This is a genomic window from Rubritalea tangerina (assembly GCF_042683245.1).
GTDB lineage: Bacteria > Verrucomicrobiota > Verrucomicrobiia > Verrucomicrobiales > Akkermansiaceae > Rubritalea > Rubritalea tangerina.
In genome coordinates this window covers 1-23,147 of sequence record NZ_JBHUJB010000038.1, presented here as the reverse complement: position 1 = coordinate 23,147, position 23,147 = coordinate 1, and the positions used below count along the sequence as shown (strand labels likewise).

The 23,147-nt window shown below is 51.0% G+C and carries 20 protein-coding genes; 10 read left to right on the top strand and 10 right to left on the bottom strand.

Annotated features, from left to right (window positions below):
- The first annotated feature begins 217 nt into the window (after positions 1-217).
- On the top strand, positions 218-1,102 hold the full coding sequence (locus ACFSW8_RS09720) for a DUF3500 domain-containing protein (RefSeq protein ID WP_377089732.1): 885 nt from the start codon (positions 218-220) through the stop codon (positions 1,100-1,102).
- A 5-nt stretch (positions 1,103-1,107) separates the two neighbouring features.
- Here the strand turns inward: ACFSW8_RS09720 and ACFSW8_RS09715 are convergent, their stop codons facing one another.
- Complete coding sequence (locus tag ACFSW8_RS09715; RefSeq protein ID WP_377089731.1) at positions 1,108-3,978, bottom strand: GNAT family N-acetyltransferase; 2,871 nt, start codon at positions 3,976-3,978, stop codon at positions 1,108-1,110.
- Positions 3,979-4,224: 246 nt separating this feature from the next.
- On the opposite strand from ACFSW8_RS09715, the gene rplM reads away from it, so the two are divergent.
- Both rplM and rpsI read left to right on the top strand, forming a co-directional pair.
- Positions 4,225-4,656 carry a 50S ribosomal protein L13 gene (gene rplM, locus ACFSW8_RS09710; RefSeq protein WP_377089729.1) on the top strand — a complete coding sequence of 144 codons (432 nt, stop codon included), beginning with the start codon at positions 4,225-4,227 and terminating at the stop codon, positions 4,654-4,656.
- Positions 4,657-4,682: 26 nt separating this feature from the next.
- Positions 4,683-5,078 carry a 30S ribosomal protein S9 gene (gene rpsI / locus ACFSW8_RS09705; protein WP_377089728.1) on the top strand — a complete coding sequence of 132 codons (396 nt, stop codon included), beginning with the start codon at positions 4,683-4,685 and terminating at the stop codon, positions 5,076-5,078.
- A 511-nt stretch (positions 5,079-5,589) separates the two neighbouring features.
- On the opposite strand, the gene ACFSW8_RS09700 is transcribed toward rpsI, so the two are convergent.
- Positions 5,590-5,880: a hypothetical protein gene (locus ACFSW8_RS09700; RefSeq protein WP_377089725.1), complete on the bottom strand. Its 291-nt coding sequence runs from the start codon at positions 5,878-5,880 to the stop codon at positions 5,590-5,592.
- 76 nt (positions 5,881-5,956) lie between these two features.
- Positions 5,957-8,023 carry a thioredoxin domain-containing protein gene (locus tag ACFSW8_RS09695; protein WP_377178093.1) on the bottom strand — a complete coding sequence of 689 codons (2,067 nt, stop codon included), beginning with the start codon at positions 8,021-8,023 and terminating at the stop codon, positions 5,957-5,959.
- Positions 8,024-8,223: 200 nt separating this feature from the next.
- Between ACFSW8_RS09695 and ACFSW8_RS09690 the strand changes: the two genes are divergently transcribed.
- The 4 genes from ACFSW8_RS09690 (at position 8,224) to ACFSW8_RS09675 (ending at position 13,575) form a co-directional block, all read left to right on the top strand.
- Complete coding sequence (locus tag ACFSW8_RS09690; RefSeq protein WP_377089724.1) at positions 8,224-11,454, top strand: DUF1553 domain-containing protein; 3,231 nt, start codon at positions 8,224-8,226, stop codon at positions 11,452-11,454.
- 4 nt (positions 11,455-11,458) lie between these two features.
- On the top strand, positions 11,459-12,955 hold the full coding sequence (locus ACFSW8_RS09685; RefSeq protein WP_377178091.1) for a DUF1501 domain-containing protein: 1,497 nt from the start codon (positions 11,459-11,461) through the stop codon (positions 12,953-12,955).
- A 98-nt stretch (positions 12,956-13,053) separates the two neighbouring features.
- Positions 13,054-13,275: a hypothetical protein gene (locus ACFSW8_RS09680; RefSeq protein WP_377089722.1), complete on the top strand. Its 222-nt coding sequence runs from the start codon at positions 13,054-13,056 to the stop codon at positions 13,273-13,275.
- Positions 13,276-13,305: 30 nt separating this feature from the next.
- Positions 13,306-13,575: a TlpA family protein disulfide reductase gene (locus ACFSW8_RS09675; protein WP_377089721.1), complete on the top strand. Its 270-nt coding sequence runs from the start codon at positions 13,306-13,308 to the stop codon at positions 13,573-13,575.
- Between the two features lie 159 nt (positions 13,576-13,734).
- Here the strand turns inward: ACFSW8_RS09675 and aqpZ are convergent, their stop codons facing one another.
- The 7 genes from aqpZ to ACFSW8_RS09640 form a co-directional block, all read right to left on the bottom strand.
- Positions 13,735-14,424, bottom strand: a complete 690-nt coding sequence (gene aqpZ / locus ACFSW8_RS09670) for an aquaporin Z (RefSeq protein ID WP_377089720.1) — start codon at positions 14,422-14,424, stop codon at positions 13,735-13,737.
- Between the two features lie 365 nt (positions 14,425-14,789).
- A complete protein-coding gene (locus ACFSW8_RS09665; protein WP_377089719.1) occupies positions 14,790-15,695 on the bottom strand; it encodes a metal ABC transporter substrate-binding protein in 906 nt (301 codons plus the stop codon).
- 3 nt (positions 15,696-15,698) lie between these two features.
- The gene (locus tag ACFSW8_RS09660) at positions 15,699-16,877 is read right to left on the bottom strand and encodes an ABC transporter permease (protein ID WP_377089718.1); all 1,179 of its coding nucleotides are present in this window, start codon (positions 16,875-16,877) and stop codon (positions 15,699-15,701) included.
- Entirely contained in the window at positions 16,874-17,542 is a 669-nt protein-coding gene (locus tag ACFSW8_RS09655) for an ABC transporter ATP-binding protein (RefSeq protein ID WP_377089717.1), read from the bottom strand. The genes ACFSW8_RS09660 and ACFSW8_RS09655 overlap by 4 nt, the downstream gene beginning before the upstream one ends.
- A 125-nt stretch (positions 17,543-17,667) precedes the next feature.
- Complete coding sequence (locus ACFSW8_RS09650) at positions 17,668-19,725, bottom strand: hypothetical protein (protein WP_377089714.1); 2,058 nt, start codon at positions 19,723-19,725, stop codon at positions 17,668-17,670.
- 2 nt (positions 19,726-19,727) lie between these two features.
- Complete coding sequence (locus tag ACFSW8_RS09645) at positions 19,728-20,534, bottom strand: peptidyl-prolyl cis-trans isomerase (protein ID WP_377178089.1); 807 nt, start codon at positions 20,532-20,534, stop codon at positions 19,728-19,730.
- 66 nt (positions 20,535-20,600) lie between these two features.
- On the bottom strand, positions 20,601-21,509 hold the full coding sequence (locus ACFSW8_RS09640) for a helix-turn-helix domain-containing protein (protein WP_377091517.1): 909 nt from the start codon (positions 21,507-21,509) through the stop codon (positions 20,601-20,603).
- A 228-nt stretch (positions 21,510-21,737) separates the two neighbouring features.
- Here ACFSW8_RS09640 and ACFSW8_RS09635 point away from each other — a divergent pair, with 228 nt between their 5' ends.
- From ACFSW8_RS09635 to ACFSW8_RS09625, 3 genes are read left to right on the top strand one after another with little or no spacing between them, the layout of a single operon-like run.
- The gene (locus ACFSW8_RS09635) at positions 21,738-21,878 is read left to right on the top strand and encodes a hypothetical protein (RefSeq protein WP_377178087.1); all 141 of its coding nucleotides are present in this window, start codon (positions 21,738-21,740) and stop codon (positions 21,876-21,878) included.
- Complete coding sequence (locus tag ACFSW8_RS09630; protein WP_377089711.1) at positions 21,875-22,045, top strand: hypothetical protein; 171 nt, start codon at positions 21,875-21,877, stop codon at positions 22,043-22,045. Before ACFSW8_RS09635 ends, ACFSW8_RS09630 begins: the two co-directional genes overlap by 4 nt.
- Before the next feature lie 2 nt (positions 22,046-22,047).
- Complete coding sequence (locus ACFSW8_RS09625) at positions 22,048-22,998, top strand: arginase family protein (RefSeq protein ID WP_377178085.1); 951 nt, start codon at positions 22,048-22,050, stop codon at positions 22,996-22,998.
- Positions 22,999-23,147: the final 149 nt, after the last annotated feature.

Below are 23,147 nucleotides of genomic sequence, written 5' to 3'. Positions count from 1 at the left end.
TGAAGCTGATAGTTCATACCAGAAGAACAACACGGTACAACGCACAGGAATACTTGCCCCTCTAACCATAGCCCCCAACCAGAACTGAATCCGGACCTCACAAAAAAAGTAAACCAGAACTTCTGCGTCTCTCGTTGACAGAAGATCCCTGAAACCTATCCATTTCACTGGGCGTACTTCTTCCCAAGCTTCAGCTAACAACGAATATAACATTCATATGAAACCATTCATTCACCTCCTAGCACTACTCATCATCACCAGCTTTTCACTCAAAGCTGAGGAAGCCTTCGAGACGCGATTCACCCAACAACTAACCACCTTTATAAAGTCTCTCGACCAAGAGCAGCGCGAACAATGCCTCTTGCCCGCCAATGACAAACGCCGATGGAAAATGCAATACACCGGAGGCAAACGCGCCGGCCTGCAAATTGGAAAACTCACCCCCGAGCAGAAAGTAGAATTCGAAAAAACCATCAAGCTCGTGCTCTCAGAGGAAGGCTGGGAAATGGCTACCAAAGTCGCCCAACAAGACGGCGAAGTCGGCCTCAATAAATACTACATCGCTTGCTTCGGTGACCCAGCGAAAGACAAACAATTCGCATTCAGACTCGCAGAACACCACCTCACCATCGTCAACCTCATCCTCCGCGAAGGAAATACCAAAGAATTTGGTCCCATTCTCCTCGGCTCCAACCCACCAGAGCTCTGGAAGAAAGATGAAGAAGCACTCATGCAGCTCTGGAAAGATGCCAATGACCCCAAGCTACTCATCAAAGGTCGAGGAGCCATCTCAAGCCGCCCCATGCCGCAAGGCGACGGCCAAGCATACGCATCGCTCAACCCTAAGGCTCAAAAGCAGTTAGAAGCCGCATGGCAGGAACGCCTGAGAATCTTCACCCCTCCCGTCCAAGCCACCCTCACCCGCTTGCTCAAAGAAAATGGTGGCTTCGAGGCCGCCAAAGTCGCCTTCTACAACCAAGCCCCCGAGCAACGTTGTATCAATGGCGGCAAGTGGGACTTCAACTGCCAAATCAACAAGCTGCTCTGGGATTATGAAGGAAGCCGTGGCCACATCCATATGAGTCTCTGGGTCAAACAATAGGCCCATCAGCCCTTCAGAGCTCTCACGTGTGCTTCCACACAGTCAGCTAACAAAGGTGGCTCATACCCTCCTTCTAACACGGAAAGTACGCGCCCCTCGGACCATTTCGCTGCATACTTGCTCACCAACTTTGTCAGGGCTGCAAACCCCTCTGGGCTCACATTCAAATCGGCAAGTGGATCTCCCTCTGCAGCATCGAACCCTGCGCTGATGATGATCAACTCAGGCTTGAATGCCTTAAGCTTTGCTTTCAAAGGTGCCCCCCAAGCTTCCAAGATTTCAGCATCACCCGCACCAGCTGCTAAGGGCACATTCACCGTCGTCCCCTTCCCCTTGCCAGCCCCCACCTCATTTGCCTGGCCACTCTGCGTGAATAAACCTAACTGGTGGGTGGAGAAGTACAACACGCTCGGGTCATCATAGAAAATCTCCTGCGTCCCATTCCCACAATGGACGTCCCAATCGAGAATGGCCACGCGTTCGATACCATAGTTGCTCTGGGCATAGCGCGCCGCGATCGCCACATGGTTAAAGATGCAGAACCCCATTCCGAGGTCCGCCGTTGCATGGTGCCCAGGTGGGCGTACCGCACAAAAGACGTGATCCACTTCACCCGTAAATATCGCATCCACCGCATTGAGTACCCCACCCGTAGATAACACCGCCGCATCATAACTATATTCACAGATCGCCGTGTCCCCCGTGCGCAAACGCTCCGCAAAATTCTCCACATCCATCTTCACCATGTCGTGGTAATGTGCCGAATGCACCAATGTCACCTCAGCGACAGATGCAAATCGGTCATCAATACGCTTCATCTTCGGAAATGCCGAATCTAAACGATTTAACACAGATTGATAACGCACAGCTGACTCTGGGTGGCCAGGTCCTGTGTCGTGCTTCAACAGTTCCTCAGAACTCCAGAGTGCTACCTTCGCCGCTTTCTTGCGCTTCTTCCTCACCGGCTTAGTCTTCACCGCCGCCTTCTTTGTCGGCTTACTCACCTCTGCCTTCCCACGTTTCGCCCTCTTCTTCTCCCATTGCTCAGCCTGTTTCACCAAACTCGCAACCGACATCGTAAACTCATCACTGTCGTCACCTGGCACCCGCTCGCGCTCCGCCCCCCTATTCATAAATAATTGAATCATCGGCTCGTTGCGCTTCTGCACCGATGCCCAAAATGTCTCCACCCCTCGCTCTTGAGCAATCTTCGCAATCTCCGAGAGTAAGAAATTCGCAATCCCCTTTCGCCGCGCCTTCTCATGTACCAAAAAGGCCACTTCAGCACTCTTGCCACCAGAATCGAGGTAAAAACGCCCCACCGCCCGCAACAACTCACGGTGGTTGTCCCGGTAAAAAATCCCCAATGCCAAATCGTGAGATTGATCCACTGCCGACATCCTATACGCCGACCCTTCGTCCAGCACAGGCATGGCATGCCCATAACGTAAACGAATCGTCTCCTCATCTTGGGCATAGAAAAATTGCTGCAGCGAACGCACGTCACTCGGGTGCATCGGCCGCATCATATATTGGATGCTTCCAAACTCTACCCGCTTGATGTCAATACCCGCATCCTTGTCGTGAATCCCCGATGGGTTGAACCCATAAATCTCTGGAATCCATTTCTGCATCCGCGCCCCCTCAAGCAACGACTCCCGAACATCCGGGTGCGCAATCTCCACCAAACGTAACACCCGCTGGCGAATCGTCTGCCCAACCAAATTCGCCACTCCATACTCGGTCACCACATAGTGCACATCACCACGTGAACTACACACCCCACTGCCGGAAGTCAGGCCAGTCACGATCCTGCTGGATCCATCCGAGTCACACGAAGCCAAAGCAATGATTGGACGCCCCCCCTCACTCATCGCTGCTCCCCGAATGAAATCCTGAGTCGCCCCAATCCCTCCGTAAAACCGATGCCCGCGAGAATCCCGCACCACTTGCCCGGTCAAATCAATCTCACGCGCTCCATTGATCGAGACCATCTGTCGGTTCTTTGCAATCCGATGCGGGTCATTTGTCCACTCACTCTTGTGTAACTCGATCTCCTTATTCTCGTGCACGAAATCGTACAACTCTTGCGACCCCAGACAATGGCTCGCCACACTCACCCCCTTCTGGTACGCCTTCTTCGCATTCGTGACCACCCCTGCCTTCACTAAATCCATCATCTCATTGGTGAAACAACCAGTGTGAATCCCCAAGTCACTGTGCTTCCCCAAAGCCCTCAACACCGCCTGTGGACTATTCCCCATGCTCACTTGGAGCGTTGAACCATCCTCAATCAATTGCGCCGCATACTCACCAATCTTCTTATGATGCTCTTTATATTCCCATTGCTCTAAGTACGGTAACTCAGCATCGCACTCGATATAGTGGTCAATCTGCGCCAATGGAATGCGCGTGTCACCATACGTCATCGGCACATGCTTGTTGATCTGCGCCACCACCTTCTTGGCCGACTTCAACGCAGAATAGATCACATCCGTACTCAATCCCAGCGAGACATACCCATCCGCATCCGGCGGACTCACCTGAATCAATGCCGCATCCAAGGTGATCACACCGCTCTTAAATAACCGTGGCACCTCCGACGTCGGACACGGCGTGTAGTCAGCCCATCCTTCCCCCACGGCCTCACTCATTCGACGCGATAAAAAAAAGCTGTTCGTCCGAAAATTCCCCTCATAGCGGGCCTCCACCCACGGTAAATCCCCAAGCGTGTGTATGTGCAATAATTCCACATCCTGAAACTTTTCCGATTGCTCCAGTAATTGATCAATCAATGCAAATGGCACCATCGCTCCGCCTCCTATGAAGACCCGCCCCCCATTCGGAATGATCTTTTTCCATGGTAATGACTGCATGCCGCATTCCTAGCACGATTGCCCACCCGCGGCCACCACGAATGCCCAACCATCAGCCCAATTTCAGCCCACCCGTGACTCCCCTACTCTATACTTCCATCCATCCCACCCACAAATCTCCACCCGCCGCCGAGATTTCGATTGACACTTGACCGCAAGACTCCTAGTTTGCCCGCCCCTTCCCCACGGCTGAAATATCCAATGCATTTCTGACCGTGACATAAGGACAACCAAGAAAACGATAAAATGAAAACATTCTCCGCCAAAGCTCAGGACGTTGAGCGCAAATGGTACGTGATCGATGCCGCTGACAAAGTGCTCGGTCAGGTCGCTCGTGAAGCAGCAGTGCTCCTCCGTGGTAAGCATAAGCCAATCTTCACACCACACGTTGACACAGGTGACAACGTCATCATCATCAACGCTGAAAAAGTCGTCCTCACAGGCAACAAGGAAACTCAAAAGATCTACACAGCTTACACTGGATACGTCGGTAACCAAAAAGTAGAAACACCTAAGAAGGTGCGTGAGCGTCACCCAGAACTCCTCGTCGAACGCGCAGTCAAGGGCATGATCCCTCACAACAAGCTTGGTAGCGCAGTCTACAAGAAGCTCCACGTATACGCTGGCACTGAGCACCCACACGCTGCTCAGAACCCAGAAACTTTTGAAATCGCCTAATCATTCATTTTAATCATTTTCACATTATGAGCGAAGCAACAACATTCTCCGCAACTGGTCGTCGTAAAAACGCAGTAGCACACGCATGGGTCACTGAAGGTACCGGCCAAATCACTATCAATAAGCGCCAGTTCGAAGACTACCTTCCTACGATCACTCTTCAAAACGCAGTACTTGCACCATTCCAAGTCACTAACCTTCTTAACAAGTTTGACGTTCGCGTTTCCACCAAAGGTGGCGGCATCAACGGTCAAGTAGGCGCTATCCGCCTCGCTGTGGCACGTGCTCTCATCCAGCACGACCCAGAACTTCGTCCAGCACTCAAAGAAGCTATGCTCCTTCGCCGTGACCCACGTATGAAAGAGCGTAAGAAAGCTGGTCAGCCAGGCGCACGTAAGCGCTTCCAGTTCTCCAAGCGTTAATCCGCATCAGAGAATTGGGATGGTTCCCAATTTTTACAAAATCCGCATCTCCTCTCGAGGTGCGGATTTTTCTTTTGCCCACAGACCTGATGGACACCACTTCGTGATTCAAAAGAATCAAATGACGGTGCAATCTGTTCAGAAATTATACCATTGATCGAAACGGAATGGACGAATGGTCGGAATGAGCTTGCAGAATATCAAGGCGGAGTGAAGGCCTGATGTGGGCATCAGAACTGAATGACAACGATGACATTATGCAAGATAATCCGATTTACTCTAAAATCGCGAAGCGCAAACTTCACAGGACTAAACCCAACTCCATTCGTCTATTCCGAGTCGAGAGATGGTATAAGCCACTATGCAGAAAGTCCGCACGCCCTGGTCGACTGAAGGGAAACGCTGGTTTATCAGCAAAGAGACCACCCCTAGTTTTCTCTAGCTGTGAGCGATTTACCAAGCCCCCAAAATATCATCATTTGCCTCTTTTGAAGTGTGATGTGACACCACACTAACGGACAAAGTCCAGCTCGTCGCCACTGAGTTGCTCACCGTGCACGTGCTCCCTCAACATCATTGCGATGTCCATCTCCCGCCGATCAGTCCGCTTCCAACGGTAACCCCATCGCGATTCATCATCCTCCCTCGCCTCGTAAAAATATCCATCAGAGTCGATCACTAAGTACACCCCATCCTTCACATCACACAGATCCAAGCGACCATTCGTCTCCGCTAACGAACCCGTGATCCCAATCCACCCCTCTCGGTCAATGTCGTAATATTTGAGTACAGATACTTCCATGGCACTATGAGTCATTTAGCATACCCATACCATCGCCTAGAACAGCTGAAAACTCAAAAACTTCCGTCTCTCCAAGCTATTCCTCGTCGCCCTTCCACAGCCTCCTAGCATCCACCACCGGCAACTGGCACTGCATCCCCTCACACAGATAAGCAGCCGCACGACCATCTACTGGCTGTAATGATCTCTCGAAGGCCCCCACTGCTCCCTGATTCCCCATCACCGTCAACTGCGGTCGAAAAGCCCCGTGCGAGACATTCAAAAAGGTGCGCAGCCCTCCCTCACCATCTACCAAAACCAAGCGTTGCTTCTTGCCATGGTAAAACACCAAGGCCTTCAGCATTCCTGTCAGCGCACTGGGTGATCTCTCCAATGTGTCCGCATAGTATTTCAAAGTTTTCTCAGCCGCTTCCACATACGCTTTGTGACCCGTAATCTCCCCTAATTTTAATAATTCATAGGCAGCCACTGAGCTAACACTTGGCAGAGCCCCATCAAAATCCCCCTTTAAACGCACCAAAATATCCTCAGCATCCACACTCTCATAAAACCCTCCCGCCTCAGCGTCATAAAACACCTCCATCAACCTGTCAGCCAAGGCGCACGCAAAGTCCAATGCCTTTGGATCTAGCTCAATCTCATAAAGCATCCGAGATGCCTGTAACATCATCACGTAGCTTTCAGCTTGCTCCACCTTGTCTAGCTGCCCCTTCCACCAGCGGTGTCTCAGCTGCTTCCCATCCCACATCTGCCCCTCGACAAACTGATAGGCCCTACGCGCCGCCTTCCGGTAGCCTTCCTCATCGAGTACCAGCCCAGCCCGCGCAAGACTCCCAATCATCATACCATTCCAAGAGGCTAACACCTTGTCATCGACCTTTGGACGCACTCTCTTCCCCCGCGCTTCTATCATTTTCTCTTGCGCCTTGGCCAACGTCATTCTGCGCTCCGAATTTAGCCAAGCACCCTCCCTCACAACAGCCAACACATTCTGCCCCAGCAACGCCTCCGGATCCGAATGGTCATAAAAATTTCCTTTCTCAGAAATCCCATAGTACTCGCGAATCACTGCCCACTCCGCAGGTTCCAATATCCCTTTCAACTCTAACTCAGTCCAACAATAAAACTTCCCCTCCTTCCCCTCACTCTGCGCATCCTCCGCACAATAAAACCCACCAGCATCATCCTGCATCACCTCCAAAACATAATCCGCTATCCCTCGAGCCACCCCCGCATACGCTTCCTTCTTCGTTACCAAATATAAATCTACATAAAGGTCTAACAATTGCGCTTGATCGTACAGCATCTTCTCAAAATGCGGCACCAGCCACTCCCCATCCACAGCATAACGATGGAACCCTCCGCCAAGCTGGTCATAAATCCCTCCTGCTGCCATCTTCCTTGCCGACATCTCAACAAACTCTAACACATGCTCGTCATCACCACGCGCGCGCAACAAATAACTCAGGTGAGAGGGCATCGGAAACTTTGGCCCCTCGCCCCAGCCTCCTTGCTCGTGATCCCCCTCATCGACCAATGAGGAAGTCGCCGCAGCCACAAGACGAACAGGCGGCACAACCTCCCCACCCCGTTCATGCATCACTTGTTGTTCAAGCAATTGCTGCAATGTACCCGCCGAACTCACCACCTGATCTTGCTTATGCTCCCACGCTGACTGAAGCTGTGTGAGAACATCCATAAAGCCTGGCCGCCCAGCTCTCCCCACCGGAGGAAAATACGTCCCAGCGTAAAATGGCTTCAAATCTGGAGTCAAAAATACATTCAGCGGCCACCCGCCCCCTTCGCCAGTCATTGCCTGCAGGGCCGTCATATAGACCTTATCCACATCCGGCCTCTCCTCACGATCCAATTTCACCGAAATAAAGTGCGCATTCAGATAAGCTGCCACCTTCGCATCCATAAAGCTCTCGCGCTCCATCACGTGACACCAATGGCAAGTCGCATAACCCACGCTCAAAAATATCGGCTTATTCTCCTTTTTCGCCCGACGAAATGCCTCATCCCCCCACGGGTACCAATCTACAGGATTACTCGCGTGTTGCCTCAAATACGGTGAAGCCTCCCCAGCCAAGCGGTTCTCCTTCACCTCATCCCCCCAGACTCCCAGCACACCAATCAGCATGCAGGTAAGACAAAGTAAGCAATGCATCCTCATCCCCACAGCATACGCCCCCAACCTCTGACCTCAAGCCCAGTCACACACCACACGCATTTTGTACAAAAGCGGCAGACCACTTTACAGAATCGGCAGATCCAAAGCAGTATGATAGAATGAACCTTACGCTCCTGTACCCCCTTAGGACAGCCGCTTTGTCACACACTATGATGATCAAAAAACTTCTACCTCTGACTTGCTTCGCCCTCGCCGCCTGCTCGGACGACACCCCTGAGTCAGCCGCAACTCCCCAAAACCCCACTCTCACCTCCCCACAAGCACCTCAGGAGATTGCGAACCTGTCCTTCAACGAACACATCCAGCCCATCCTCTCAGCTTCCTGCTACCATTGCCACGGACCTGATGCTGGCACCCGCATGCCCGAAGAAGAACCACTGCGCCTCGACACTGAAGAGGGAGCCTTCGCTGTCAGAAAATCAGGCAAACCCGTCATCATCAAAGGTGATCCAGACAATTCATACCTCCTCCAACTCATGGAGACCGATGACCCAAACACGGTCATGCCTCCACACCCGACAAAAAGCCCTCACGGCAAGATTATGAAACCAGAGGAAATTGCTCTGGTGCGCCAGTGGATCCAACAAGGAGCCGAATACGAAGACCACTGGGCCTTCATCCCACCAAAAAAAGCCACCCCGCCTACCCCCACCAAAGCTGAATGGGCACGCACCCCGATCGACCACTTCGTCGCCGCTAAACTCGAACGTGCCGGACTCACTCCCAATCCTGACGAAGAGAAAGCACGCCTCCTCAGACGCCTCAGCTTCGACCTCACCGGATTGCCTCCAAGCCCCGAATCCACAAAGGCATTCCTCGAAGACCAACGTGACTTCGACACCGTCTACGCCGAAAAAGTCGACCAACTTCTCAACACCCAAGCCTATGCCGAGCACTTCACGCGCCACTGGCTCGATGTCGCACGCTATGCTGACACCCACGGAATTCACATCGATAACTATCGCTCGATCTGGCCCTACCGCGATTGGGTTCTCAATGCCTTCAAACAGAACATGCCCTTTGACCAATTCACCCGTGAACAAATTGCTGGTGACATGTTCGAAAACGCCACCCTTGAACAAAAAATAGCCTCAGGCTTCCACCGCTGCCTCCCGACCACCGGTGAAGGTGGCGCAATCGCTGAGGAGTACCAAGCAATCTACGCCCAAGATCGCGTCGATACCACCGCCGCTGCTTGGCTTGCCCTCACCACTGGCTGTGCCGCATGCCACGACCACAAGTTTGACCCAATCTCTACCAAAGAAAATTACCAACTCACCGCCTTCTTCCGCAATACCACCATGTCGGCCCTCGACAGGAATAATGCCACGCACCCACCCAACCTCCTCATCCCCGTCAAACAAGACCGAGAACGCTACAGCCAAATCGATACCGAAATCCATCAGGCTCAAAAAGCGCGCGATGACTACCGGAAAAAACACGAAGCCACATTCCAAACATGGCTGAAATCCGAGTCTGCCGTCGATAATTCAGAAATCGCCAAGGCCAATCGCCTCATCAAACTCCCCCTCACCGATCGTTCCCTCGGCATCACCGACACCAAAGGCACCACCTACACCAGCAAAACCCCTGTCGAGTGGGTCAGCAGCCCAGATGGTGACGCTATCCACTTCAATAAAAATAACCACATCAACCTCGGTGACGTCGCCAACTTCGAAAATAACCAATCGTTCAGCTATGGCGCTTGGATCAAAGTACCACACGCACTCTCCGCTGGCATCATCGCCAGAATGGACGTCGCCGACTCACATAAAGGTTACGACCTCTGGGCCGAAAATGGCCGACTCGCCGTCCACCTCATCCACGCCTGGCCACAAAACTACCTGAAAGTGCGCACCAAATCCAAAGTCCCAGAAAATGAATGGGTCCACGCCTTCGTCACCTACGATGGCTCCAAAAAAGCACAAGGAGTCAAAATCTACCTCAATGGCCAAGAACAAAAACTCGACATCCAAGGCAACAAACTCACCGAGTCCATGAAAAACAAGGCTCCCCTTCTCCTTGGATCTCGCCACGATGCCCAATACTTCACTAACGGACAACTCCATAGCTTCCAAATCTTCGACAAAAAACTGAGCCCCGACGAAGTCATTGCTATCTCCATTAATGGCAGAATCAACCAACTCAGAAAATCCTCAAAGCAATCCCCCAAAATCGTCCAGCAAATCCGTAATTACTACTTCACCCACGTAGATAAAAAATCACAACAACTCAACGCAGCCCTGGCCAAACTCAATGAGGAAAAAGCCGCGATCGAAAAACGCGGCACCATCACCTTGGTCATGCAGGAAAAGGCAAACCAGAAACCTACCGCCCAAGTCCTCATTCGCGGCCAGTACGCAGTCAAAGACGAGGAAATCCTCAGCCCAGACACACCTGCCGTTCTGCCTCCGATGAGCTCCTCCATGCCAAAAAACCGCATCGGCCTCGGCATGTGGCTCACCGACCCAGCAAACCCATTGCCAGCGCGTGTCACCGTCAACCGCTATTGGTACTACCTCTTCGGCTCCGGAATCGTAGAATCAACCAACGACTTCGGTATCATGGGCTCGAGACCCAGCCATCCGAAGTTGCTCGACTGGCTCGCTGTCGACTTCGTCGAAAATGGTTGGGATTTCCACCACCTCCTCCGAACCATCGTCACTTCATCTACCTACCGCCAGTCCGCTGTCCTCACACCCGAGAAACGTGAAAAGGATCCCAAGAACATCCTCCTCTCACGCGGACCGCGCTACCGCCTCGATGCCGAACAAATCCGTGATCTCGCCCTCCATTCCTCAGGCCTTCTCGCCGATCAATGGGGCGGCCCTTCTGTGAAACCCTACCAGCCAGCCAACATCTGGGAATCCGTGGCCATGAAGCAATCGAACACCCGCCACTATAAACAAGATTCTGGTGAAAAACTCTACCGCCGATCACTTTATACCTTCTGGAAACGCACGGCTCCACATCCATCCATGGAGATCCTCAACGCCCCAGCTCGTGAAGTCAGCTGTGTGCGCAGGGAACTTACCAACACCCCCCTCCAGGCATTTGTCGTCATGAACGACCCCCAGTTCGTGGAAAGCTCGCGCCAGCTTGCTGCCAGCGCCCTCAAGGAATCAAAGGACGACACATCCACCCTCCAGTGGATCGCTCACCGCCTACTCAACCGCCCACTCAACAGCACCGAGATCGAGATCGTCAACCGCACCCTCGTGAGCACGCGCGCCAACTTTAAAGCCAACCCAGAAAATGCCGCCAAGCTCATCGCCGTCGGCGAGTCAACCGCCCCCAAAGAACTCGCTCCCGATGAACTCGCCACTTGGACACTGATTGCCAACCAAATCCTCAACATGGACGAAACCCTCAATAAATAAGCACATGAACTTTACTGACATCCTCAAAAGCGTCGACCTCCACGATAAGTCCGTGAGCCGGAGACAATTCTTCCGCCACAATGCCATGGGTCTGGGTACTGCTGCCCTCAGTGCCCTTCTCCCCAAGGAGCTCCTCGGCGCCATCGGCAAAACCACCGGAAACTCGCACTTCGCCCCAAAAGCCAAACGCGTGATCTATATCTCATTGATCGGCGCTCCCTCACAACTCGAAACATTCGACTATAAACCCAACCTCAAAAAGGAGTTCAAAAAAGATATCAAAGACTTCTTGGTCAAATCCGGCCAGCGACTCACTGGCATGACCGCAGGCCAAAGCTCCTTTCCGGTCGCCCCCGCCTTCACCGACTTCAAACAACATGGAGAATCCGGCGCCTGGGTCTCAGACCTCCTCCCCTATACCGCCAAAATGGTCGACGATATCTGTATCATCAAATCGATGCATACCGATGCCATCAACCACGAACCCGCAAACCAACTCATCTACACGGGTTCCATGCAGAATGGCAAAGCCTCGATGGGATCCTGGCTCTCCTACGGCCTCGGCTCACTCAACAATGACCTCCCCACTTTCTGCGTGCTCCACGCCCAGCACTCCAGCCCGTACTCAAACGTCCAAGCCATCTCATCCAGGCTCTGGGGCTCTGGCTTCCTCCCCGGCAAACACGCAGGGGTCAACCTCCGCTCCCAAGGCGACCCAGTGCTCTTCCTCAAAGACGCTCCAGGCATCGATCGTACCATGCGCCGCGACATGCTCGACGGTCTCTCCTCACTCAACCAACAGACCCTCCAACACGTTGGCGACCCAGAGATCCAAACGCGTATCCAACAATACGAAATGGCCTACCGTATGCAAATGTCAGTCCCCGAACTCACGGACTTGTCGTCAGAGTCTGAACATACCTATGCACTCTACGGCCCGGATTCAAAAAAACCTGGCACCTTCGCCTACACTGCTTTGATGGCCAGAAGACTCGCCGAAAGAGGCGTCCGCTTCACCCAAATCTTCCACCGCGGTTGGGACCAACACGGAAACCTCCCACGCGATATCAAATCCCAATGCGGAGACATCGATCAGGCCTGCTACGGCCTCATCCAAGACCTCAAACAACGAGGCCTGCTCGAAGACACTCTCGTGATCTGTGGCGGGGAATTCGGCAGAACCGTCTACTCACAAGGGCAATTGACTGAAAAAAATTACGGCCGTGACCACCACCCGCGTGCCTTCTCCATCTGGATGGCCGGCGCCGGAGTCAAAGGCGGTATGGTCTACGGAGATACGGACGAATACTCGTTCAACATCATTACTCCCGACCAAAAAGTCCACGTGCGCGACCTCCATGCCACCATCCTCGAACGCTGCGGACTCGACTTCCACAAGTTCTCTTACCTCTACCAAGGCCTCGAACAAAAACTCACCGGAGTCGAACCCGCTCGTGTGGTCACTGACATCCTCAATGGCTCACACCTCGCGCATCACTAAACCGCATGTCCTTAATCCGACCAATCAGCTGTTTGATCGAAGGATTTTCATAATCCCTCTTGGAATAATTCCCTGCCTCCGTCTATCTTACTATCACCATGAAGAAGTCGATACTCCTTACATGTCTAGCTAGCACCCTAGCCCTCACCGGCTACACGCATGCTGAAGACACCAATAAAGCCACGACCGAACAAGAAGTCGGACACGTCGCCAAATCACTTGAGGGCAAGTTGCAGATCCTCAAAGACGATAAATACGTGCCACATAAAGCTTCTGCCGACACCGAATACTACCTTGTCTACTACACAGCAAGCTGGTGACCACCATGCCGCGCGACGGTTTCACAGTTAGTGAAATCCTATAACGACAAGATTACCAAAATGGACAATGTCGAACTCGTCATGATGAGCTATGACCGCACCGACAAAGCCGCTCTTGATTGGGCGAAAAAAGAATCATTCCCATGGCCAACTGTCCTCGGCCAAGACAAAGACGCCGTCCACTTCGGTAGCGTTGAAATCCTCGGAGTCCCTACTTATATTCTATTCAATGCCGATGGAGACATCGTCACTCGCGGTAAGGATGACATCTTCAAAAAACTCGAGGAGATTAAAAAGTAATACCCCCCCTGCGAACGGTTACACTTGCACGTTCTTTAACAATAAATTGCCCAGCTAGAGGATCCCCCCTTGCTGGGCAATTTTTTTACCACATACCGCTGAATCCACAGCGGATACAAAATGAGCCCTATCACAGTCCAAAAGCTCAGGGACTTAAAACTAGCTCTTATTTGCCCCCATCACACGGTACGCAAGCGCTCCTAGCACAGCCCCAATTATCGGAGCCACCCAGAATAACCAAAGCTGCTTGATCGCCCAACCACCTGCAAACAGCGCCACTCCTGTGCTACGCGCTGGATTCACTGAGGTATTCGTGACCGGAATGCTCACTAAGTGAATCAATGCCAGCCCCAAGCCAATCGCAATCGGAGCTAACCCTGCTGGCGCACGCTCGTCTGTCGCACCCAATATGATAATTAAAAACATCATCGTCATCACCACCTCACACACAAAACCTGCCAACATACTGTAGCCATTCGGCGAATACTCTCCATACCCGTTCGAAGCAAACCCACCGCTTAAACTAAATTCCTTGTTGCCACTCGCAATGATATACAACACCCCTCCAGCCACTATCGCGCCAACCAATTGCGCTATGATGTATGGAACCAAATCCTTCTTGTCGAACCGCCCACCCAACATCAAACCAATCGATACAGCAGGATTCAAATGACACCCAGAGATGTGCCCAATCGCAAAGGCCATCGTTAATACCGTCAAACCAAAGGCTAACGATACCCCCAAATAACCAATCCCCACATCCGGAATCCCCGCCGCTAGCACCGCACTGCCACACCCACCTAATACTAACCAAAATGTCCCAAAGGACTCTGCAATATATTTGTTCATAGCTCTCAGTATTTTATGATGTTACACCATCACCTAACAAGATAACAAAGAATCTGTTTGGACTCCAGAGCTTAATTCACACAAGTCCGACACCTATCCTCCTCAAACCATCTGCGTCCTCCCCCTCTGACAAAAATTCCACGTCCACCAATCCCATAAAATAAAGCATCAGGGCAAAAAGAAAGCGACCCGAGTGAAATCATCTGGAAAAACCCAAAAACCAGGAATGACATTCAATCGGGCCGCCTATTAGTGTCGACGGCAGAAACCTACACGAATCTCGACGCAGGTCAATACCTTTCTGAAAGTTTTTTTACTTTTTTTGTCATTGGTCACATTAGACCAACTTCAAACCCTCTATAAAATCAAGGTTTACCCAGTGATTGCACACTGCGTAAATTTTCTTGCATGGCCTCCATCCAGTCCTTTTCCTCTGGACGATTGCCACAAGGATCAAAAACGTAACTCTCAATGCCCATGCTCCGCAATTGTTGCACCACTTCATCCAGAGGCTTACCTTCCCACATCATGACACTTGCGGGATGTGTTTCCAAAACTTGCTTAAGTTCCTGCCATTGTTGCGCACTCGGAACGACTCCTGGCTCCCAATGCACGCTCTTCAGTTTCAGTCCGTACCGACGCGCAAGATACTGATACACTGGGTGAGAACCCACTATCACAGTCTCTCGTAGGCCCCTGAATTCCTTTTCAAAAGCAGCGTCAAGTCCAAGTAACTGTTCATAGATCTGCTTGAACCGGGGTTCAAACTCCTTCTTATGCTCAGGCCAATGTGCACATAACTGCTCATAAACCACCACCAACTGTAACTTCGCTAACTGTGGATCTAGCCAAGTCGTCGAGGCAATCTCTCCATGACTATGCACCTCACCATCCCCGTGGCTATGCGCCTCACCTCCCGCCTCCTCAATCAAACGATCCGAAAAATACTCAGAACTTACCACCAGCTTCTTCCGTGGCAAACTTACCTTGTCGACCCACTTCGCATAACCCGCCCCATTCAGAATGATTAAATCAGCTTCCTGAAACCTCCCAATTTCCTCGCTGTCGGGCTGCCAAAATGCCGGATCTCCCGCTATCACTGGAAAATGCACCTCAAATTGATCACCCACAATCTGCTCCGTAAAATACGCCAGTGGATAATTGACCACAGCCACACTAGGATCACGCTGCTCTTGCTCATGTTTCGTCTCAGAACATTGACTCAAGACCAATGCCGCTATGCCCCCCATTACCACTCGTCTTACTATCATCGCTTAACTAATTAACTGTTGAATCAACTTCGGTCCATAAACCACTAAACTCGCAGTACATGCCGCCGCGAGCACTCCCCCCGCCAATAAAATCATACTGACTTCTAGCCCAATCAAAGCCCCCACCTTTCCACGCTCCGCTCCTATTCGCTGCATCGTTAATATTTCACGTTTGCGCAATTCCACTGAGAGCATGAAGACTAATACCATCGTCATCCCTGCTGCCCCACCCGCCACCATCAAGCCGATCATCACAAAAGCCTGCACACTCGCTACCGTCTCCAAAAGCTCTTCCATAATCACTCTAGGCTGAACCATTTGCACAAATTGATTCTTTCCCACATACCTTCCACGCAACAGAGTCTCGGCCTTTTTATCATTGGGCACCACAATCAATGCGGATATTGGAAACTCATCTTGACTGCCATGAAAGTGAAATTGATGCACATTACTCGCTGTGACTTCATTGTATGTCTTCACAGCAGCATTTGCCACTATCTTGCCCTCCTCTTTTTTCAACACAGTAGGAGCAGCCTCCGCACTCGCCATATCCATATGTCCATGCGCTAAGCCCTGAATGACCCATGTCGTCTTGATATCTGTAAACACACCCATGTCGTCGGCTGTTCCGCTTTTAGCTAACACGCCAACAACCTTCATCTTCAGTGGATACACCCCAGCTAAATCAAACACACTCTCAGGTGAGGAAACCACACTATCACCTACTCCCACGCCCAATTCTTCTGCAGCTTCACTCCCCAATAAACACTCGCCTAAAGTGGCAAACAAGCGCCCCTCCCTCAATCTAAGCTTGCGAAAGCCCATGTAATCCAAGCTCGTCCCAACAATAGGTAAGCCCTGCACTTCAAATCGCGTGTACAAAGGAATCGCCTCAGCCAGCCCCCCTTCCATCACCTTCTCAGCTTCCCCATAACGAACGGCCTCAGGAGCTTCCCTGCCAAAATACAAGGCATTCATCGTAAGCTCTAATGCACTCCCTTTTGCTCCTAACAAAAGTGGTGTCGACTCAGACCGCGCCTTCAACACTCGCCCACCTTCTTCCACCACCAATTTCAACCCGCTTGGCAAAAAGAGAACCAATGCCACCGAGAATATCAAAATAATCGACTTCGCCCGGTAATAACACAAATTCCTCCAAGCCAAATAAAGACTATCTCTCACACCTTCCCTCCTTCTAACAAGGTGCTAAAATCAACACAGCGGTCAAACCGATCCAACAAATGCCGCTCGTGTGTCACACTCACTAGCGTCGCTCCAGATTCCTCCACGTACTTAAATAAAATCTCTAGCACCTTGTCGGTATTCTCAACATCAAGGTTTCCCGTTGGCTCATCCGCCAATATCAAACTTGGCTTCGCTAACAAAGCCCGACAAATCGCGACCCTCTGCCTCTCCCCCTGAGAGAGTTGCCTCACTGGCCGCTTAAGCTTATCACCTAACCCTACCTCATCCACTAATGCACCAGCACGTTGTTTCACCCCTCCATCTAGCTTCAACGCTCGGCTGATTCTATACGGTAATAATATATTATCTAACACATTGAGGTAATCCAACAACTCGAACTCCTGGAATATCAACCCAATATTCTGCACCCTAAATGCCCGCACATCTGCCTCACTCAACGAACAAAGTTCCTTGTTCATCACCAGAATCCGCCCGTGACCTGGCCTCTTAATCCCAGCTATCAAATGCAATAATGTCGTCTTACCACACCCGCTAGGTCCCACGATTGCAGTAGCTCTCCCCCCCTCCAACTTCAACTCAGGAATGTCCAAACAATACCCCCCCTCCGGATAGCTGAATCTTAACTTTTCGACTTCTACCATGAATCTGCATTCAGACTATGCAAAAGCCCGCTACCTCCTGCCAAGCCAGAAGCAATGATTTTTACTCAATTCGCTCTTCGTTCAAAATCTGCATCTCTACAATCTTCCAGTATCCAGTCCAACCATCAATACACCCTCTCCTCATCGAGCACCTCGACCTCCCTTATTGTCCAAACGCCTGAACTCGATACCAAATGAATCTTGGCTCGGTACATATTCTGCCGGTAATGCGTATGACCAAAGTGGTTCACTGAACCACGCACTTTCCAGCTAGCTACTAATTGCACGCCCTCTTCTCTTGCTTCGATATCCTGGATAGAAATGATTTCAACGTCCTCTACGCGAGCCCTCGCACCACCGCTCCTCTCTAACTCCAAAGCTCTTTGCTGATCAATATAGATTTCCGCAAGCTGTGGTCCAGAAATGCTCTTCTCAAGGGCATCATAAATCACACTCTCTCTTCGATAATCAAACGCTCGGTAAACATTACCCAATAAGGACCCTAATACCTCCTCGGCCCGCTTGCTATCTAATGGACTGACGAATGGATTGTGCGCCCTCACCAATGGATAACTCACAAAACCTATTCCTATTGCCGCAACCGCCATCATCGGCTTTTTCCGTAAAATTACAAAACCTAACAAACACAGCAGTGAGACGGGTGCCCAACTTGGCATTTCTGCCACCGTACTCACCACCTGAGTTTCCGCTACCGAACCATCCGCTGACCAAACTACCTTCATTGAGTCAGCCCCCACTTGATACCCATCGGTCGTCTCAGATGTCATCACGGAACATGGAATCTCAATGCCTTCGATCGGAAGCTTTAACCAGCGCATCTCTAAATCGCTAATAGGCGAATCCACCAAATATTGAAAGCTCAGCCCCACAATCGCATCCGCCATGCTCTCAACTACCGGACTCTCACGCACATATGCTCCCGCAACACCCAAAGTCAAAAAGTCCGCCCTCTGCGTTTCTGGCCTTACCGGCTGACCATCAATATCAAGCTCAAGCATGGCCCCTACCGCCTTGAGAACCTCTGCTTTAAAGTGATCTAACTCACTCAACCCGATAACTCTCTCGTCTTCTAGCTGAATACCCAACTTCTCTTGTAATGCCTCCGCCGAACACATCACCTCCACCCTTATCGCATAAGGCTCCACGTTAATAAAACTCATCACAGGCTCACTCAACCGACGCGGTGACTGAGAACGCACTTTGTTCTCAGCTTGAGGCGCCACTTCTACCACCGTCTTTGCATGCACCGCTTCTTCTGGATTACTCCACTCCCACAGCATCATAGCAACAACTCCTCCACCAAGAATCACTCCCAACACACGCTCTCTCTTGACCAATCTCCTGCACCCGACTCCAAGACCTATACCCACCAACGCCACCAACGCGCCACCTAATACAAAACTGAAAGTATCAACCTGATCCCCCCTCATTCCAATACTCTCAGCAAGCACAAAACCATACGAGAAAACAATCACACCAAGAGCCTTATCACTGTACCTCAAACACATCAAAGCTGCTAAAGCAGCCCATAAATACAACACTGTGCTAGACACCTCTAACACATAGAAATCCCTCAAAATTAAAGCCCCCAACACTCCAGATCCAAATGCACAGAACCGTGCTATCACCGCCCTGCTTCCCACGCCAAATCCTAACACTATACTCACACAGACGATTCCCCATTGCTGCACCGCCCCCCATAGCCCAGCCTGATAGCTTTCCCATGCCGAAGCCTCTTTCCCACGTTCCTTAAGAACAGATATCTCAACAGGGATGCCTACTAGGTCATTCAAAAATAATGAATGAGTCTCACCACCATCTAACCAAGTCGCGTAAACAAACGCACCAGTCCTTCCCCACGGTAACAAAACCACATCGCCCCCCTCCAAAAAACGCCCCCCGACTACCTCATACTCGACACGAACCATCGCCCCTCGCTTCGTATACACGGCAGGCTGGACTTCAAAACCATCAGGAAACAATGGCTCAGACAACACACTCTGCAACTGAGGTGAAACATCCACACTCAGACTGTACCGGTGCCCCTCCTTCTCATACAGACGCGTAGTGATCAGACCTGCATCGTCCGCGTGCGCCCCCCCAATAACCAGTAAATACAGGCAGAGAATCGCTCGCCTAATACAAAACAATCTATCGGACATCTCTAGTCAGGGCTTACAATCTGATACTTTTCTCTCAATGCGAGAAGTGCCTCATCCTGCTTTTTTTCTATTTGCTCAAAACGCCAGGCCTCCCTCATGTACCCCTCCACTTCCTCAAATAAAGGCTCTCTAGCCTCAATCACATTGAGTACCCTCACATAATGTTGCCCAACTCTGGATCGAACGGGGCCAAACCATTCCCCAACAGCATGAGTCTCCACACCCTCAGCCATTTCTGCCCCGAAATACATCGCCACACGTTCTCTCTCTTGCCCTTTAAAAAGATGCCCATACGCATACGGATCACCCAAGGCAGCCGCGCGATCTACCCCATCTAAGGTATCAAGAAACCCCTCAGAGTCCTCAGGCAATTTCTCTGAAACATGAGAAAAATAAACATGCTCGTAATCATAAGAAACCTGACTCCGGTATTCAGACTTCTTCTTCTGATAGTATTCCTGTAACTGAGTGATACTTGGATCTGCCACCACTGGCGTAATCGCAGAACGCATCAAGGTCAGTAACCTCTTCCTCACCCTAGGGTCCGTCCTGTCATACCCCGCAGCATAAGCCTCCCTCAACAAAACCTCTTCATCAATAATGCTCTCTATCGTCCGAGACCGATCCTCCTCCGTGCTTTTTCTACCTGAGAGCTCTTCATCTCTCTTTAGATACGCTTTCACAAGCTCAGGCCTCACCTCTATCCTCTCTTTCTCAACCTCCCCACCAGCACGCCACTCCACAATACCGTATAACATCGCCCCAATAATGAGATAACCAAACCAAGGCTCATTCCATATCTTCTTCATACCTGATATCAATCTGCACCACATGCTAGAGCATCCCCACTCCACAGCAACTCAATTCCATAGGTCTTAGCGTCGCACCGTCTCAGAAGGACTCTCCCCAAAGAGCTCCTTGTAGCGCTGTGCCATGTTACCCAAATGTTGGTAACCTAACGCGTACGCATATTCCTTAACTGCCCCCCGTTGAACATCAGCTCCTATTAACGCGCGCCTCAATGCATGCATTCTCATGATAGAAAGATATTGCCCAGGACCCATGCCAGCCCAGCGATGAAAGAGCCGGTTCAGCGTACGTGGTGAAATTTCTAACTCCTGAGCCAATTTATCTAAACATCCACCAGCCCCCTGAGCTCTCATCCACTCAGATGCTAGTGAAATCACTGCATAACCACCATTCACTCTCGCTGCAATCTCTCCACCTAATTCCCAGTCGCCAATCACCTTTCTTATCATCCTTACAATCTCTGCCTGCCATAAGAATAATTGCTCCGCTTCAACCTCTCCCCCCCTATGCCTACAAGCTCTGATCACCCCCCTCACACACATGCTCAATTGGTCTAACATTCTTCTCGAGCACCGTATCGGCCCAACATACAGATCTCCAAAACCTAACTCTCTAGAGAGATTGTAATCTAATTCAATCATCGCCCCCTGTGACCCCGCTGGTAAAATATAGTCATATTCATGCCCTCCTTGCTGCACCACCAAATCACGATCTCCCAATGCTTCCCCTCTCCATTGCACACACCTAGGCGACTCATCTACCACCCATAAACCAACCCCGCGCATCACCGGTCGCTCCACAAACCTCAATGTCGCATCGTGCCTCACATAATGCAATGTCATACTAGGCAACGCAGCCACCTCCCTCTCTCCTACATCGCCTGAATCTAACTGGTATACCTCAGTCTGGTAACTCTCAGAAAAATCACTCCCCAGTGCCTCAATGTCTGAATAAATATATTTCTGATATACCATAAACAATCCCACCTAACATTTTTTATCACTTCAGAAAAGGTAAAATGGTGGCAATTATTGGACTGCTCACACCCTTGATCGAATCTCCCAAATACCGCTATGATTTACTTTGAGAGATTCCTCCAACCGTAGCTCTCTATCCATTCTTACCAGCATGTCCCCCCTATAGAGAACCTTCATCACATATTGCAAATCTATCCAATCCTCACAAACAACACCATAAACACAATGAAAGCACTAAGAAACACCGCCCTATTAGGATTGGGCGCCCTGAGTATCACTTCCCCACTCAAAGCCGAAGACCCTGCCTCACCCGACCTATCTAAGGACCCAATCATCGATGGCCTCCCAGCAAGCCTCCAACCGTGAGAGATCCCAAAAATCCTGATGTCATCAAACTTGATAAAGACTACAACTCCTTTTTCATGCGCAAGGATCGCAGCAAAGAAGAACGAAAAGCAGGCCCTATCGACCTCAATCGCTACGAGTTCCAATTTTCTAAATGGGCCTTCCCACCTACCTTGGAGCCCCCATAGCCTTGAGCAAAGAAGACCTCATTGCCGGCAAAGTGGATGTTGCCATCGTCGGTGTTCCGAGTGACTTTAACGCCACTGGCGGCCAAGGCTGGGCAGCCAATCAGATGCGTATCATCCGCACGATTGATACAGCCAACAAAGGCTACGACCGCCATGTCTCCATCGACTACATGAAAGAACTCAACATTGTCGATTACGGCAATGCCGCCCAAAGTATGTTTCAGATGGGCCTCTCACTCGCTGAAGGCGCAAAAGTCGTCGGTGAAATTCTAGACGCAGGTGCGACCGCCATGGTGATTGGAGGTAGCCACGACACCGAAGCTGTTGGCCACATGGCCATGGTAAAGAAATTTGGCCCGAAGAACTATGCCACTATTCACTTTGATGCTCACGAAGACACCTACGATGTCTCACTCGGCACCTTTGTTCACGGTGGAAGAGCCCGTCGTTGGGCGTGGGAAAAAGGCTGGATCAAAGGTGAGGACCTCCATTCACTCGGTATGCGCGGAGCCTACGGCAGCCCAGAAATCCTCAAATGGCAACGCGAAGTCGGAGAACGCTACCACTACATGGCGGAGTTCGAAGAAAAAGGCTTCGACGCGACTTGGAAAAAAGTCCTCGAAGAAGTCAAAGGCAAGCGCCTCTACATTTCCTTCGACGTGGATGTGGTCGACCCGTCCCACGTACCAGGAGTCTCTAACCCTGATCCAGGTGGTTTCACTTCGGCTCAAGTGATTCGCATGGTGCGTGAACTCGCGATCCAGAACGAAGTCGCCGTCATCGACTTCTGCGAATACACCCCACTCCTCGATGACCGCCACTACAACACCGCACTCGTCATCGACCGCCTTATGCGCGCCTTCCTCGCAGGCAAAGCACTCCGCGACAAAAAGGGCATCACCGATCCGAACTATGTCGACCCACAAGTCCTCGACCACGGACAAGAGAAGTAGGTAACCAACTGTTCCGAACAGGAGTTATATCCCTCATACAAAAGCCCGTGCAGCATTCGACTCCACGGGCTTTTATGTGAAGAGAGGTCAACTGGTAAGTTTATTTCCTTTCTATTGGTTAGGGGTAAGTTGTATTGAACAACGGAATC